Raw genomic sequence first — 14207 nt, 5'->3', positions numbered from 1 at the left:
CATTTTTTAAAGCTTGCTGTGTTTGAATCCCACTTACTGCTCATGCGTTTTTGAGCACTAAGAAAACAACACTAACAGCGGGCGGCTAAATGGAATTAACACCAAGAGAAAAAGATAAGCTACTTATCTTCTGCGCAGGAATGCTGGCACAGCAGCGCAAACAAAAAGGCTTAAAACTCAACTATCCAGAATCTATTGCACTGATCAGCAGTGCCATTCTCGAAGGTGCCCGCGAGGGTAAAACCGTTTCAGAGTTGATGGATTTTGGACGCACACTTCTTACTGTCGATGACGTTATGGAGGGGATCCCTTCCATGATCCCTGATGTACAAGTCGAAGCCACTTTTCCTGATGGCACCAAGTTGGTGACCGTTCATGAACCTATCGTGTAGGGAGAAGTAAGATGGCTGGTTCCACAAAAAAATACTCAGGATTCGTTCCCGGCAAAGTAGAAACCGCTCCCGGTGACATCACCTTAAATGAAGGTCGAGAGACAACGTCAGTTAAAGTTCAAAATATTGGCGATCGTCCTATTCAAATTGGCTCTCATTACCACTTCTATGAAGCAAACCCTTCGCTGATCTTTGACCGAGAAGCCACTAAAGGCTTTCGACTCAATATCCCTGCGGGCACTGCAACTCGATTCGAGCCGGGTCAGTCGCGTAGCGTCGAGTTAGTACGTTATGCCGGTAAGTTAGAAATTTACGGCTTCCAAGGAAAGGTGATGGGCAAGCTCTAAGCGCTCTTCACGGAAATAATTAAAACAACAAAGGATTGATCATGGCGACGATATCCAGACAGGCTTACGCGGAAATGTTCGGGCCAACAGTTGGAGACCGAGTGCGTCTTGCTGACACCGATTTATGGTTAGAAGTTGAAAAAGATTACACGGTTTACGGCGACGAAGTGAAATTCGGCGGAGGTAAAGTTATCCGTGATGGACAAGGGCAAAGCCAACGTCCAAGTGCTGAGACACCGGATTTGGTGATCACCAACGCCATCGTATTAGACTACTGGGGCATCGTGAAAGCCGATGTCGCAATTAAAGATGGCCGAGTTCTGGCATTAGGCAAAGCGGGCAACCCAGATGTTCAACCGGGCGTTGATATTGTGATCGGCCCGGGCACGGAGATTTTAGCGGGCGAAGGTTCGATCTTGACTGCTGGTGGTATTGACTCACACATCCACTTTATCTGCCCGCAACAAATTGAAGAAGCGCTAGCTTCAGGTGTTACAACCATGATTGGCGGTGGCACTGGGCCAAATACGGGTACCAACGCAACCACATGTACGCCGGGGCCTTGGAACATGCACCGCATGCTGGAATCACTCGATCAATTCCCAATGAACTTTGGTTTGCTCGGTAAGGGGAATGCCAGCCAACCGGAAGCTCTACGTGAACAAGTAGCGGCAGGCGCAGTCGGTTTGAAGTTGCACGAAGACTGGGGAACCACACCCGCTTCAATCGATACCTGCTTGAGCGTTGCTGACGAGATGGACGTACAAGTTGCGATTCATACCGATACCTTGAATGAATCTGGCTTTGTTGAATCGACACTTGGCGCAATCGGCGACCGCGTGATTCATACCTATCACACCGAAGGTGCGGGCGGTGGTCATGCTCCTGATATTATTCGCGCTGCAGGCGAGCCGAACGTTCTGCCTTCTTCAACTAACCCAACACGACCTTACACCATAAACACCGTCGATGAGCATTTGGACATGTTGATGGTATGTCACCACCTTTCCCCGTCTATTGCTGAAGATGTGGCGTTCGCCGAGTCGCGTATTCGTCGTGAAACCATTGCCGCTGAAGACATTCTTCATGATTTAGGCGCGTTCTCTATGATCGCTTCGGATTCTCAAGCTATGGGGCGAGTGGGTGAAGTAATAACTCGAACTTGGCAAACCGCGCACAAGATGAAAGTACAGCGTGGCAGCCTAAAAGAAGATTCAGACTACAGCGATAACTTCCGTCTAAGACGTTATGTCGCTAAGTACACCATCAATCCAGCGATTACTCATGGCATGTCGCATGAAATCGGTTCTATCGAAGCCGGGAAATTAGCAGACTTAGTGTTGTGGAAGCCCGCTTTCTTTGGTGTGAAACCCAGTGTGATTTTGAAAGGCGGCATGATCGCCATGGCGCCGATGGGTGACCCAAACGCTTCAATCCCAACCCCTCAACCAGTTCACTACCGCTCTATGTTTGGTAGCTACGGAAAGGCATGTCAAAACACATCAATGCTGTTTGTCTCTAAGGAAGCCAAAGCGCAGAATATTGATAAACAGTTGGGTCTGCAGAGCTTGATTGGCGTAGTAAGTAACTGCCGAAACATCAGCAAAGCCGACATGAAACTCAATGATTGGATGCCGAAGATTGAGGTGGATTCTCAGACGTATCAAGTGCGCGCCGATGGGGAGCTGCTGACATGTGAGCCTGCTGAAGAACTGCCAATGGCTCAGCGGTACTTTTTGTTTTAATAGATCGGCTGAAGGCTCTTGTTTTAAGGCTTAGCTGAGGGCTCTCATTTTAACTCTGAGCTGAAGACTCCTGTTTTAGCTCTGAGCTAAGGGATCTTTGACTGAACACTCTTATTTTGGGGACCCTATTTTGAACGTTATAAATCTCACAAGGAGATTGAGGTAATAGCATGATTGAACTTACTCAAATTCAAGCCGAGTTGAACACGGCTCCAGATGGCTTTCTAAGCCTACCGATCGATAGCCGCATCAAAAGCCGTCTTAAGGTGATGCTAGATGACGGGCGCAATGCAGGGCTGTTTCTACCACGAGGTCATATCTTGCGTGGCGGTGAACAACTCTCAAGTGAATGTGGCTTGGTCGTGGAAGTGAAAGCGGCACCTGAAACCGTTTCGACTGTTTACTGTGAAGACCTGCTCCTGTTAACACGAGTGGCTTACCACCTTGGTAACCGTCATGTTCCGCTGCAAGTGGAAGCGGGTTGGGTTCGTTATCAACACGACCATGTTTTGGATGAAATGGTTGAAGGCTTAGGCGCTAAAGTGACTACCGAGAAACAACCGTTTGAACCAGAAGGCGGCGCTTATGGCGGTCGCTCAGGTGGTCATCATCACCATCATTAATCGAGTCATTGATGACTCACTAAACGATTTATATAACAACAAATATTAATAACTATAAACGCAAGGAACTCGCGATGAACTTTAAAACAGCTGCAGGCTTATGCACTTTCACAATAACTTCTCTAACAACATCAACGATGGCTTTGGCTCACCCAGGACATGGAGCAAATTCGGTTCATGAGTCCCACTCGTTTATGTCTGGCTTAACTCACCCGGTGACAGGCATGGATCATCTGATCATGCTGATCGCTTTCGGTCTATTAATTGGCGCACTTTCGTTTTCAATCAAGATAAAAGCCGCTCTGATTGGCGGTGGATTGGCGTCGTTGGTAGTAGGGCTTATCGCTGGCCAAGCCTTAGGTTTCTCTGTGATTGTTGAGCCTGCCATTATCTCTTCTCTGTTCGTCGTCAGCCTATGTTTATGGCACGTGTTCTCACCATCAACCAAGCGTGTAAACAGCGTATTAGTCGCTTCAATTGCTATGTTGTTTTTCCATGGTTACGCACACGGCGTTGAAGCTGCGAGCAACCTGACTCAGTTCGCAACCGGTATGAGCATCAGTGCTTTGGCATTAATGGTTATCGGTACGTTTGTTGGCCGCGCGGTTTACTCTAAATGGATGTCGGTTGGTGTGGCTTCAGTAAGCACACTATTGCTGTTAGGCGCGTAAGCTCTCGAGTTTTTCGATTCTAGAAGACAGAGAGCAGAGTATGAACACAACAGAAAATGTCGCTATTTATCGTCTGTTTCAGTTGATCAGTCCATCGTTGCCGATTGGTGGTTTCACTTATTCGCAAGGTCTCGAGTTAGCGGTTGAAGCGGGGTGGGTGACCAATCGCGATAGTATGGAACAGTGGCTTAATACCATCGTCAGCTCCAGTGTGGCGACCTTGGAATTACCCATCTTAGAGCGCCTTTATCACTCTCTAGAAAAGGGTGAACTTGATGAGGTTGAGCACTGGTGTAACTACTTGTACTCAAGCCGTGAAACCAGTGAATTACGAGCGGAAGAAAAGCAGCGTGGGCATGCATTGAACACCTTATTGAAGCGCTTAGATATCGATATTTCGCTGGTGGATTCTGTTGATAGTCACCCAAATCAATTGTTGGGTATGTGTATGGCTGCGCAACATTGGGATATTGATTTAGAAAGCCTCAAGCAAGGTTACTTATGGAGCTGGCTTGAAAATATCGTTACTGCAGGCGTGAAACTGGTGCCTTTAGGGCAAACCGATGGGCAGTTGGCATTGATGAATATCACCAACACCTTTCCTGAGGTGATCGAAAAGGCACGCTCGATAGAAGATTGGATGATAGGCAGCTTTTCGCCATCAATGGCATTAGCAAGTTCACTGCACGAAACACAATACACACGACTATTTCGTTCGTAGCGGTTAGCACTAGCGATGTAGCAAAAAGAATATAAGGAAGTAGACAATGGAAAGTTATAAGCAACCCCTTCGAATTGGTATTGGTGGCCCGGTAGGGTCTGGTAAAACAGCATTGTTAGAGGTGCTATGTAAGGCGATTCGCGACAAGCTAAACATTGCTGTGGTAACCAACGATATCTACACCCAAGAAGATGCCAAGATACTCACACGAGCAGAAGCACTCGAACCTGACCGCATCATTGGTGTAGAAACCGGTGGCTGTCCGCACACGGCGATCCGTGAAGATGCGTCGATGAACTTAGCTGCCGTAGAGGAGCTTGCTAAGTTACACAAGAACCTTGATGTGGTGTTCGTTGAAAGTGGTGGCGATAACCTGAGTGCCACGTTCAGTCCTGAATTAGCCGACCTTACTATCTATGTAATCGATGTGGCGGAAGGGGAGAAGATCCCACGTAAAGGTGGGCCGGGTATTACACGTTCTGATCTGTTAGTTATCAACAAGATCGATTTAGCGCCGTATGTTGGTGCGTCACTTGAGGTGATGGAGCAAGACACGCAGCGCATGCGTCCAACCAAGCCTTACGTGTTCACCAACCTAAAAGAGAGTCAAGGTTTGGACTTCATCATCAACTTTATTGTGACGGAAGGAATGCTGACTATGAAGGAGCCTTCTACGACTGAGTCGTGAATTATGAATAGGGAGTAGAGTTTAAATCCGTTCGTTTTCTTTCTAATCTATTAGACACAAAAAAGCCCTGTCGATTATTCGATAGGGCTTTCTGGTTTTAAATGATTTCTAACGCTCTAGTCGAAGCTAAAGCTCGCTCTTAGCGACTCTTGTTGTCACTTGCGATTCAATCACACCATCTTCAACTTGGGTGGTGATCACTTCGCCCACCTCAACATCGTTGATTGATGACACAGTCTTGCTCGATGCGGAATGAGTAATGCTGTAGCCACGCTTTAGAGTTGCCAGCGGGCTCACTGTTTCTAACTTCTCGGCGGCCATGGCTAGCTGGTGGCGAGTGGTTAGCAGTGTTTTATCCATCGCATCTAATAGCTTTTGCTCTGAACGTTGTAGATGCAGTTTTTGTTCACCAAGACGCTTCACTGGTGAGTTCAACTGAAGCTGGTGCTGTTTACGTTCAACACGCTGTGCATGCTGCTTTAAGTATTGAGTCATACCACGACGCAAACGCATGTCTAGGTCATCAAGCTGCTGACTCTGCTTTTGCAGTTGGTAGCTCGGGTGTTGTTTCTCTAAGCGGTATTTCAACGTTTGAGTTGATTGCGCTTGTTTGATTAACACATGACGAATCGCACTCACTAAGCGAGCGCGTTTAGACGTGAAAGCTTGTTCTTTATGGCTGTTATCACGGCTAACCAGTTCAGCTGCCGCTGATGGCGTTGGCGCGCGCATGTCTGCCACGAAATCGGCGATAGTGACATCCACTTCGTGGCCAACAGCACTGATAATCGGGATTTGACTTGCTGCAATCGTGCGAGCAACGATCTCGTTATTGAAGCACCATAGATCTTCTAACGAACCTCCACCACGACCAACGATCAATACGTCACATTCATTGCGTTCGTTGGCACGTCCAATTGCTTGAGCGATCTGAATCGCCGCTTCTTCGCCTTGAACCATAGTTGGGTAAACGACGACAGGCAGTGAAGGATCTCGTCTTTTCAGTACATCGAGAATATCGAAGAGGGCAGCGCCTGTTTTAGAGGTGATGACACCAACGCATTTAGGATGTTCTGGCAGAACTTGCTTACTGGACTGAGCAAACAGTCCTTCTGCGGCGAGGTTCATCTTCAGCTTTTCGAACTCTTGCTGAAGCTTACCGTCACCTTCTGGCTGCATGCTTTCAATGATTAATTGATAGTCACCACGAGGCTCGTAAAGAGACAGTCGCGCTTTGACTAAAACTTGATTGCCGTTCTGAGGTTTAAAAGTGACGCGACGATTATTGCCTCGAAACATTGCGCATTTAACTTGAGCGCGCGAGTCTTTAAGCGTGAGGTACCAGTGACCTGAGACAGGAGCCGAGAAGTTTGAGATTTCACCAACAAGCCAGACTATCCCCATTTCATTTTCTAATAGGAGACGAACCTCTGAGTTGAGGCGAGAAACAGTAAAGATGTTTGGATTGGTCATAAAAGCGCTATCTTTCCTTGAAGGAAGGTCTTTCTTGGAATCTCACAGGGCGTGAGTATGGAAGATAGCGGCAATATAATACATAGCAAGGGGGTAAATGCAAATTAAAAATACAAAAATGTGTAGCCAAGCGATTTCGTTGGCCGTATAATCCGTCCGCAATATCTAATCCAAATGCAGTTTAATTTTCCTTAATTGGCTGCCCTCATTAGGCGAAACGATGAGATTGGATTGTTTCTTTTTACTCCTATTATTGTGAGATATTGCAAATGCTAAGAATTGCCAAAGAAGCGCTGACATTCGACGACGTACTGCTAGTGCCAGCACACTCCACCGTTCTCCCTAATACAGCTGATCTTCGCACTCAGTTGACGAAGAATATTTCCCTAAACATCCCAATGATCTCTGCATCGATGGATACTGTGACAGAAGCTCGCCTAGCGATTGCACTGGCACAAGAAGGCGGAATAGGCTTCATTCATAAGAACATGTCTATTGAACAGCAAGCTGAAATGGTTCGCCAGGTTAAAATTTACGAAGCAGGTGTGGTTTCTCACCCAGTGACTGTAAACCCTGACGCGACAATCGCTGATGTTGTAGCCCTTACTGAAAAACACGGCTTTGCCGGTTTCCCTGTTATTACTGAAACAAACGAACTTGTTGGTATTATTACTGGCCGTGACGTTCGCTTTGTTACTGACCTTTCTAAGAAAGTTGATGTAGTAATGACGCCTAAATCTCGCCTTGCTTCTGTTAAAGAAGGTGCAACTCGTGAAGAAGTTCAAGAGAAAATGCACGAAGCGCGTGTTGAAAAAGTTCTTGTTGTAAATGATGACTTCCAACTAACTGGAATGATCACTGCAAAAGATTTCCACAAAGCAGAACGTAAACCAAATGCTTGTAAAGATGAGCGCGGCAGCCTACGTGTAGGTGCAGCTGTTGGTGCTGGTGCTGGTAACGAAGAGCGCGTTGCTGCACTTGTTGAAGCTGGCGTAGACGTTCTACTTATCGACTCTTCACACGGTCACTCAGAAGGCGTACTTAACCGTATCCGTGATACGCGCGCTGCATACCCTGATCTACAAATTATCGGTGGTAACGTAGCAACTGGCGCTGGCGCTCGTGCTCTTATCGAAGCAGGTGTTAGTGCGGTTAAAGTAGGTATCGGCCCGGGTTCAATCTGTACTACTCGTATCGTTACTGGTGTTGGTGTTCCTCAAGTAACAGCAATCGCAGACGCAGCTGAAGTTGCTAACGAATACGGTATTCCAGTAATCGCAGATGGCGGCATTCGCTTCTCTGGCGACATCTGTAAAGCTATCGTTGCTGGCGCATCTTGTGTGATGGTTGGTTCAATGTTCGCGGGTACTGAAGAAGCACCGGGTGAAGTTATCCTTTACAACGGTCGCTCTTACAAGTCTTACCGTGGTATGGGTTCTCTTGGCGCTATGTCTCAAGGTTCTTCTGACCGTTACTTCCAATCTGACAACGCTGCAGACAAGCTTGTTCCAGAAGGTATTGAAGGTCGTATCGCATACAAAGGTCGTCTAAAAGAGATCGTTCACCAACAGATGGGCGGCTTACGCTCAAGCATGGGCCTAACGGGTTCTGCAACTGTTGAAGATATGCGTACTAAAGCTGAGTTTGTTCGTATCTCTGGTGCGGGCATGAAAGAATCTCACGTACACGATGTTCAAATCACGAAAGAAGCACCTAACTACCGTTTAGGTTAATGATACGTCCAAACGTTTGAATAATGTGCTGATTTAGTCGGCACATTATTTTATCTACCGTCTGTTTTGTTAAAAATCCGATTTTCTCAAAACACGTGGTTAAAGATATCTAACGAAAACGTTTGCTTTATTTCTTGAAGAGTTAATCAGAGGTGAGTAAACTCGCCTCCGTTTTATCACATAGCCAATAAGACTGCTTATAATGACTAAAAATATTCATGACCAACGTATTCTAATTCTGGACTTCGGTTCTCAATACACACAGCTAGTTGCTCGTCGTATTCGTGAGATCGGTGTTTACTGTGAACTTTGGAGCTGGGACGTAGAAGAAGCGGATATTCGTGAATTCAATCCAGACGGCATCATCCTATCTGGTGGCCCTGAAAGTGTAACGGAAGAGAATTCTCCACGTGCACCTCAGTACGTATTTGATTCAGGTGTTCCTGTCTTCGGTATCTGCTACGGCATGCAAACTATGGCTGAGCAACTTGGCGGTAAAGTAGCAACGTCTACTGAGCGCGAGTTCGGCTACGCAGCGGTACAAGTAACGGGTGAATCTGCACTTTTTGCTGACCTTGAGACGACTCAAGATGTTTGGATGAGCCACGGTGACAAAGTGGTTGAAATCCCTGCAGATTTCACAAAAATCGCAGAGACAGACACTTGCCCATACGCAGCAATGGCAAACGAAGATAAGAAATACTACGGTGTTCAATTCCACCCAGAAGTAACACACACTAAAAACGGCCTAAAAATGCTTGAGAACTTCGTTCTTAACGCGTGTGGTTGTGAAGGTCTGTGGACTTCAGCTTCAATCATTGAAGATGCTGTTGCACGTATTAAAGAACAAGTAGGTGACGATGAAGTTATCCTTGGCCTTTCTGGTGGTGTTGACTCATCAGTAGTTGCAATGCTTGCTCACCGCGCTATCGGCGACAAACTAACATGTGTATTTGTTGATAACGGTCTTCTTCGTTTAAACGAAGGCGAGCAGGTTATGGATATGTTTGGTGACCAATTCGGGCTTAAGATCATTAAGGTCGATGCTGAAGAACGTTTCCTTAACGCTCTGGAAGGCGAAGCTGAACCAGAAGCTAAGCGTAAGATCATTGGTCACGTATTCGTAGATATCTTCGATGAAGAATCTAAGAAACTGAAAAATGCAAAATGGCTTGCTCAGGGTACTATCTACCCAGACGTAATCGAGTCTGCTGCATCTAAGACTGGCAAAGCACACGTAATCAAATCTCACCACAACGTTGGTGGTCTTCCTGATGAGATGGAAATGGGCCTTGTTGAGCCTCTACGTGAGCTGTTTAAAGATGAAGTACGTAAGATCGGCCTAGAGCTTGGTCTTCCATACAACATGCTTTACCGCCACCCATTCCCGGGTCCTGGTCTAGGTGTTCGTGTACTTGGCGAAGTTAAGAAAGAGTACTGTGATTTACTGCGTCGTGCTGATGCTATCTTCATTGAAGAACTTCACGCTGCTGACCTTTACCACAAAGTATCTCAAGCATTCACGGTATTCCTACCAGTACGTTCAGTTGGCGTAATGGGCGATGGCCGTAAGTACGATTGGGTTGTATCTCTACGTGCTGTAGAAACTATCGACTTCATGACTGCTCACTGGGCACACCTACCATACGACTTCCTAGGTAAGGTTTCTAACCGTATTATCAACGAAGTTAACGGCATTTCGCGTGTTGTTTACGATATTTCTGGTAAGCCACCAGCAACTATCGAGTGGGAATAATCTCTTAGAGATTTAACCAGCGTTGATTTAGCTATTATTTGACTTAATTATTAAAAGCCTCGAACTCAGTTCGGGGCTTTTTTCTTTCTGATTCAGGGTATTAAAGAGCCATATCTAACCTCTAGAAACCAAATGAGTTGGAAATTAGATATCAGCTCAAGAAAGTATGAGACGCATTGTTACGTTTAACTATACATAAAACTATCACTCGCACTTTTTATAAATTCACACCGCTACAGCTAGGCCATTTTACATGTGAAGCATACTCTTTGATGGACTTATTAAGGACAGATAAGAGAATCCATCATGCTAAAAATCAAATATTTGGCGACAGTGCTCGGCTGCACATTGGCAGCGCAAAGTCATGCGTCTTTGAACATCCAACCTGATCCGCAAAACCCGAATGGCTACCTTGTTGAAAAGTCGGCATTACAAGCTGCTGAACAAGCGAAAACATCCGATCCTATGTATGCGATCTGGTCGCAAGCATTACAAACTCGTCCCAATAGTATTGTTGAAGCGATTGAGCCGGGCTTAGCCTCTAACCCTGAAAACGTGAAACGAGTGGAGCGTGTATTCCCTCAATCTGAATGGGATTTCCTCACTCAAATGGCGGCGCCAGAATACACATACACCCGTTTCTTACGTGCGATTGGCAAATTCCCAGCCTTCTGTGGAGAGTACACCGATGGCCGCGACTCCGACGCTATCTGTAAGAAATCCATTGTCACGGCATTTGCTCACTTCTCACAAGAGACGGGCGGGCACATAGCGATAGATAACACCTCCGATAACCCATTAGCTCTAGAAGAATGGCAACAAGCGCTGGTACATGTTCGTGAAATGGGTTGGTCTGAAGGTCAAGAAGGTTACACCACGGGTTGTGGTCAGAACGATTGGCAGAATGCACGTTGGCCTTGTGCCGCTGGGCAGGGTTACTTTGGGCGTGGTGCTAAACAGCTTTCTTACCATTTTAACTACGGCGCTTTCTCTGAAGTGATGTTTGATGGCGATGCAACGGTGTTACTGAATAATCCGGGCTTAGTCGCTGATTCATGGTTGAACTTGGCTTCTGCTATCTGGTTCTTCCTTACTCCTCAAGCACCTAAACCAGCAATGCTGCACGTGATCGACCGTACTTGGACACCCTCTCAGCGCGAATTGGATGCGGGAATTGGCTATGGATTTGGTACCACGATCAACGTGATTAATGGCGGTATCGAGTGTGGTGAGCAAAATAAAGACAAAGGCCAACCTGTTAACCGTATTCGTTATTGGGAAGGGTTAGCTGCGCACTATGAAATTCCTGTAGAAGCGGATGAAGCCAATACTTGTTGGCAGCAAACGCCTTACGGAAGCTTGAATCTCAACGGCGCGACCGATGTGTTGTACACCAACTGGGATGGGAACTGGAAATACTACGCAGACCGCCCAGAAGGCTACTCATTTGAATGTGAGTTGGTTGGATTCCAAACGGCATATTCAGCGCTGGTGGCTGGCGATTACGAGAAGTGTGTGACCAACTTTTATGGTTCTCATGCGAGCTGGCCTGAAGTGAAAGTGGTCGACAAGCTTGATCCGGTAGACCCTGGTACTGATCCCGGTGGTAACGGTTGGAGTGCGACGAAGGTTTATAACGCGGGTGACCAAGTGACTCACAACGGTGCAACCTACGAAGCGAAATGGTGGACACAAGGGGATGACCCTGCCAATGGCGGCCCTTGGAAATTAGTAGCGGGTGAGCCAACACCACCAGTAGTGACAGATCCGCCGCCAGTTGACCCTGTGCCTGTCGATCCTGCTCCGGTAGACCCAACACCTGTTGACCCACCAATCACAGAACCGCCTGTTACTGAGCCGCCTGTCATCGTTGACCCATCGGTGTTTATCACATGGCAAGCGGGCGTTAGCCAAGTGAGTAACGGTGATAAAGTGACGCATAACGGCAAGTGTTTCGTGGCTAAAAACGGCCCAGGTGTATGGGAAAGCCCTGTTCAGTCGAATTGGTTCTGGGATGAAATTAGCTGTAATTGATCGTCTGAATACTGAAAAGCGATCTAACCGACGAGTTCAGTAGTACGATCATAATGATATAAATAATCAAAAGCCGAAAGTTTCTACTTTCGGCTTTTTTTCGTTTCGAACTTGGCTATCTAAGGAGGGCTATTGGTCTATTTGGCTATGTTGAAGCGTATTTAAAGACTAATTATCCAGTTAGAGGATAAAGTTCTGTACAAATGAGTGGTGTGAATTTATATTCAATTTTAATTTATATTTATTCTTTTAATTTTAGGGTTAAGGTGTACCTATGGAACAGACAGATATCACGTCACTCATCCCCATTGTGATTACTTTGGTGTTGTCGTTGGCGACAAGGAATGTGGTGATTGGCCTTTTTGCTGGCGTATTGAGTGGTGTAGCAATGCTCACTGGTATGTTTAGCGAACTTAATCCTCTTGATACGTTTGGTACCATGGTGAAAGGTTACTTAGTCCCTCAACTTACCGACAGCTATAACGCAGGTGTGATCATGCTGTTGGTGTTCATCGGTGGCTTTGTTGCTCTGATGGAGAAGTCGGGCGGTGGTGTTGCGTTTGCAAAGCGAGTGACTCAATGGGTAAGCAACAAATGCCAAGCTCAAGTGTCTGCTTGGTTGGGTGGAATCGTTATATTTTTCTCAGACTTAGGTACTCCGTTAATTGTTGGCCCTGTTTTTCGTCCCCTTTTCGATAAACTGAAACTCTCAAGACAGAAGCTAGCATTCATCATCGACTCAACCTCGTCGCCCGTTGCTATTCTTATCCCTTTCATTGGATGGGGCGTTTACATCATGAGTCTGATTCAAAAAGAATTCACGGCGTTGAATGTCAACATGTCTGATTGGGATGCCTTCATCGGTGCGATTCCTTTTCAGTTCTACGCATTCCTAGCGATTTTCATCGTCCCGTTAGTGTCCGTTAAAGGTTTAGACTTTGGGCCAATGGCAAAAGCCGAGCGTGATTGCCAAGCGGGAATCGATACTGGCGTGAATAACGACTCACTGAATCCGTTCTCGCATAAAAATGCAAAGGCATCTTTTGTTTGGGCTCCATTGTTAGTGATGCTGGTGGTGTTGTGTACCATGTTAGTTCCACAAGGCTTCCCGTTTCAAAAGGTCGCGGGTTCATCATTCAGAGCGGCTTTATCATCGGCTTATTTCTTTGCGGCGATTACTTTGATCTCGCTAATGGCTTACTACGGTGTAAGAAAGCTGTCTGATGGTGTTTCAGTGTATTTAAAAGGCATGGGAAACATGATGCCCGTAGCGATCATCTTGGTACTGGCATGGGCGTTAAGTACGGTAGGTAAAGAGTTAGGTGCGGCGGCTTATATTGCAGAGCAAGCACAGAGCGGCTTTCCATATTGGTTAGTGCCTGCGGTTGCGTTTTTATTATCGGCTATCATTTCATTCGCTACTGGATCGTCGTGGGGAACCTTCGCGATTATGATGCCATTGGTCATTCCAACCGCTATTGCGATCGATGCACCGCTACTCGTCGCAATTGGAGCTGTGTTGTCTGGTGGTTTGTTTGGTGACCATTGTTCACCGATCTCTGAAACAACCATTCTTTCCTCAACAGGTGCAGGGTGTGATCAATTTGAACACTTTAAGACACAGCTTCCTTATGCGTTGATGAACGGCTCCATCGCTTTGGTTAGTTTTGTAGTGGCTGGCTTTACTGGAAGTGCATTGGTTGTGCTGGGCGCTCTTGTTGCTCAGCTTATCCTTGTGACTCTGTTAGCTAAACGCGATGCGAGTAAAAACGCTTCTTCAGAAGTTCAATCTCAAGTGTCTGATTCTAAAACTCAACAAGCGTAATTTAAGATTACAGAAGAGGGCGAGATTCCAGATATCTCGTCCCTCGATTCTGGAATGACGTAGCCCCAGCTTTTATCTAATTACCCCAACACTTACCTCACGCGTCATTCCCTACAGTGCGGAACGAACGTGATAGGGAATCTCTTGTATGTGCCGTAAGAGTTTATATCGAAGAGTAGATACCAGTACCTCGCCCCTC

General features: G+C 46.4%; 12 protein-coding genes. 11 read left to right on the top strand and 1 reads right to left on the bottom strand.

What is annotated here, in order from left to right; translation table 11 throughout:
• Window positions 1-89: 89 nt before the first annotated feature.
• From ureA to ureG, 7 genes are all read left to right on the top strand, one after another.
• Complete coding sequence (gene ureA / locus AACW75_RS08180; protein WP_004735119.1) at window positions 90-392, top strand: urease subunit gamma; 303 nt, start codon at window positions 90-92, stop codon at window positions 390-392.
• Between the two features lie 11 nt (window positions 393-403).
• Complete coding sequence (locus tag AACW75_RS08175; RefSeq protein ID WP_145570562.1) at window positions 404-739, top strand: urease subunit beta; 336 nt, start codon at window positions 404-406, stop codon at window positions 737-739.
• A 41-nt stretch (window positions 740-780) separates the two neighbouring features.
• A complete protein-coding gene (ureC, locus tag AACW75_RS08170) occupies window positions 781-2484 on the top strand; it encodes an urease subunit alpha (RefSeq protein WP_145570564.1) in 1704 nt (567 codons plus the stop codon).
• A 170-nt stretch (window positions 2485-2654) separates the two neighbouring features.
• A complete protein-coding gene (ureE, locus tag AACW75_RS08165; protein ID WP_114633024.1) occupies window positions 2655-3107 on the top strand; it encodes an urease accessory protein UreE in 453 nt (150 codons plus the stop codon).
• Window positions 3108-3181: 74 nt separating this feature from the next.
• Window positions 3182-3778, top strand: a complete 597-nt coding sequence (locus tag AACW75_RS08160; protein WP_145570566.1) for a HupE/UreJ family protein — start codon at window positions 3182-3184, stop codon at window positions 3776-3778.
• A gap of 40 nt (window positions 3779-3818) precedes the next feature.
• Window positions 3819-4499: an urease accessory protein UreF gene (locus AACW75_RS08155; protein WP_135455528.1), complete on the top strand. Its 681-nt coding sequence runs from the start codon at window positions 3819-3821 to the stop codon at window positions 4497-4499.
• 46 nt (window positions 4500-4545) lie between these two features.
• Window positions 4546-5187 carry an urease accessory protein UreG gene (gene ureG, locus AACW75_RS08150; protein WP_004735125.1) on the top strand — a complete coding sequence of 214 codons (642 nt, stop codon included), beginning with the start codon at window positions 4546-4548 and terminating at the stop codon, window positions 5185-5187.
• A gap of 126 nt (window positions 5188-5313) precedes the next feature.
• Here ureG and xseA read toward each other — a convergent pair whose 3' ends face one another.
• A complete protein-coding gene (gene xseA, locus AACW75_RS08145; RefSeq protein WP_145570568.1) occupies window positions 5314-6660 on the bottom strand; it encodes an exodeoxyribonuclease VII large subunit in 1347 nt (448 codons plus the stop codon).
• Between the two features lie 269 nt (window positions 6661-6929).
• Here xseA and guaB point away from each other — a divergent pair, with 269 nt between their 5' ends.
• The 4 genes from guaB (at window position 6930) to AACW75_RS08125 (ending at window position 14008) form a co-directional block, all read left to right on the top strand.
• Window positions 6930-8393, top strand: a complete 1464-nt coding sequence (guaB, locus tag AACW75_RS08140; RefSeq protein WP_017074138.1) for an IMP dehydrogenase — start codon at window positions 6930-6932, stop codon at window positions 8391-8393.
• Window positions 8394-8595: 202 nt separating this feature from the next.
• A complete protein-coding gene (gene guaA, locus AACW75_RS08135) occupies window positions 8596-10149 on the top strand; it encodes a glutamine-hydrolyzing GMP synthase (protein ID WP_145570570.1) in 1554 nt (517 codons plus the stop codon).
• Window positions 10150-10455: 306 nt separating this feature from the next.
• Entirely contained in the window at window positions 10456-12183 is a 1728-nt protein-coding gene (locus AACW75_RS08130; protein ID WP_145570572.1) for a chitinase, read from the top strand.
• Window positions 12184-12457: 274 nt separating this feature from the next.
• Window positions 12458-14008 (top strand): Na+/H+ antiporter NhaC family protein, encoded by a 1551-nt coding sequence (locus tag AACW75_RS08125; protein WP_145570574.1) that lies wholly within the window; start codon window positions 12458-12460, stop codon window positions 14006-14008.
• Window positions 14009-14207 lie beyond the last annotated feature (199 nt).

Origin of the sequence: Vibrio sp. L3-7, assembly GCF_963898195.1 — a bacterium.
Classification (GTDB): domain Bacteria; phylum Pseudomonadota; class Gammaproteobacteria; order Enterobacterales; family Vibrionaceae; genus Vibrio; species Vibrio echinoideorum.
Note: the sequence above shows the minus strand (reverse complement) of the source record. Positions and strands in the feature narration are given on the sequence as shown.